We start from the raw sequence: 2,380 nt of genomic DNA, 5'->3' as shown, positions 1-2,380 counted from the left end.
GCCCCCTGAAGGCCCCCATCAGCCCCTTCGTCCCGCGTGAACTCACCGACGCCGACGTCGAGCGGACCATCGACGACTACGTCCGCACCGCCCGCCTCGCCCGCCGGGCCGGCTACGACGGCGTGGAGATCATGGGCTCCGAGGGCTACCTCATCAACGAGTTCATCGCCACGCAGACCAACCACCGCACCGACCGCTGGGGCGGCGCCTACGAGAACCGGATGCGCTTCCCGGTCGAGATCGTGCGCCGGGTGCGCGAGGCCGTCGGCGAGGACTTCATCGTCATCTACCGGCTGTCCATGCTGGACCTCGTGCCCGGCGGCTCGACCCTGGAGGAGGTCGTCACGCTCGCGAAGGCCGTCGAGGCCGCCGGTGCGACCCTCATCAACACCGGCATCGGCTGGCACGAGGCCCGCATCCCCACCATCGCCACCTCCGTGCCGCGCGGCGCCTACGCGTTCGCCACCAGGAAGCTGATGGGCGAGGTCACCGTCCCCCTCGTCACCACCAACCGCATCAACACCCCGGACGTGGCCGAGCGGTTGCTCGCCGACGGATACGCCGACATGGTCTCCATGGCCCGCCCGATGCTCGCCGACCCCGACTTCGTCGACAAGGCCGCCGCCGGCCGCCCCGAGGCCATCAACACCTGCATCGGCTGCAACCAGGCCTGCCTGGACCACACCTTCAGCGGGCAGATCACCTCCTGCCTGGTCAACCCGCGCGCCTGCCACGAGACCGAACTGGTCCTGTCCCCGACCCGGCGGCGCAAGCGCGTCGCCGTCGTCGGCGCCGGGCCCGCCGGCCTCGCCTGCGCGGTCGGCGCCGCCGAACGCGGCCACCAGGTCACCCTGTTCGACGCCGCGAGCGGGATCGGCGGTCAGCTCGATGTCGCCCGCAGGGTCCCCGGCAAGCAGGAGTTCGACGAGACCCTGCGCTACTTCCGCCACCAACTCGACGCGCACGGCGTCGACGTACGCCTGGACACCCGGGTGGGCGCCGGGGACCTCGACGGTTACGACGAGATCGTCGTCGCCACCGGTGTCACCCCGCGCACCCCCGACATCCCCGGCGTCGACCACCCGCGCGTCCTGGGCTATCTGGACGTGCTGCGGGGCGGCGCCCCGGTCGGCGACCGGGTGGCGATCCTCGGTGCGGGCGGCATCGGCTTCGACGTCGCCGCGTACCTGACCGACGTCGGCGACAAGGCGAGCGAGGACCCGGCCGCGTACTTCCGGGCCTGGGGCGTCGACATGGACCACCGCTCGCCCGGCGGTCTGACCGCACCCGAGCGGCTCGCCCCACCGCGCACCGTCCACCTGCTCCAGCGCAGGACCAGCAAGGTCGGCGCCGGACTGGGAAAGACCACCGGCTGGATCCACCGCACCGAGCTCAGGCACCGCGGCGTCACCATGGTCCCGGGCGTCCACTACGACCGCATCGACGACGCCGGGCTGCACATCACCGTCGACGGCGCGAGCACCGTCCTGGAAGTGGACACGGTCGTGCTGTGCACCGGACAGGAGCCCCGGCGCGAGCTGTACGAGGAACTGGTCGCCGCCGGACACCGCCCGCACCTCATCGGCGGGGCGGACGTGGCCGCCGAACTGGACGCCAAGCGCGCCATCAAGCAGGGCACGGAACTGGCGGCGGCCCTGTAGCCGGGCTCCAGGGCGGCGGCGGGCGCACGGCCCGTCCCTAGGATGACCCCATGTCACTCCCGCACGCGATCCTCACCGCCCTGCTCGAAAAGCCGTCGTCGGGGCTCGAGCTGACGCGCCGCTTCGACAAGTCCATCGGCTACTTCTGGTCGGCGACGCATCAGCAGATCTATCGCGAGCTGGGGAAACTGGAGGCGGACGGCCTGATCCGCACCCTGCCGTCCGAGCAGCCGGCCCGCGGGCAGAAGAAGAGCTACGAGGTTCTGCCCGCGGGCCGCGCCGAACTGGCCCGCTGGACCGCCACCGCCCAGGAGCCGAAGCCGCAGCGTGACGCCCTGCTGCTGCGGCTGCGCGCCGCGGCCGTGGTGGGCACCGAGGGTCTGGAGGCCGACCTCAGGCGTCATCTGGAGCTGCACGAGCGGCAGTTGGCGGAGTACCGGGAGATCGAGCGGCGCGACTTCCCGCCCGGCAGGGACAGCCCCGAGGACCGGTTGCGGCATCTGGTGCTGCGGGCCGGCATCGACCTGGAGACCTTCTGGACCCAGTGGCTGAGGCACGCGCTGGAGGAGTTCCCCGAACCGCCCGGCCACGGGACCCGGTGACGGGGCCCGGCCGCTCAGAGCCGGTACGGCTTCGAACGACGGCGCACCACCCAGCCCGTGGCGATCAGCGCGGCCCCGACCAGCGCCCCGCCCACCGCGAACGTGACGGGTCCGTAG

Annotated in this window: 2 protein-coding genes; both read left to right on the top strand. The window is 72.4% G+C overall.

The annotated features are described in order from the left end of the window. A partial coding sequence (locus C1I97_RS35455; protein ID WP_111007054.1) for an oxidoreductase occupies positions 1 to 1,661 on the top strand: 1,661 nt, incomplete at its 5' end. Between the two features lie 50 nt (positions 1,662 to 1,711). After that, a complete protein-coding gene (locus C1I97_RS35450; protein ID WP_111007053.1) occupies positions 1,712 to 2,263 on the top strand; it encodes a PadR family transcriptional regulator in 552 nt (183 codons plus the stop codon). The last annotated feature ends 117 nt before the right edge of the window (positions 2,264 to 2,380 follow it).

This window comes from Streptomyces sp. NTH33 (assembly GCF_003236365.1).
GTDB lineage: Bacteria > Actinomycetota > Actinomycetes > Streptomycetales > Streptomycetaceae > Streptomyces.
The sequence above is the reverse complement of the archived record's forward strand: the minus strand, read 5'-3'. Positions and strand labels throughout refer to the sequence as shown.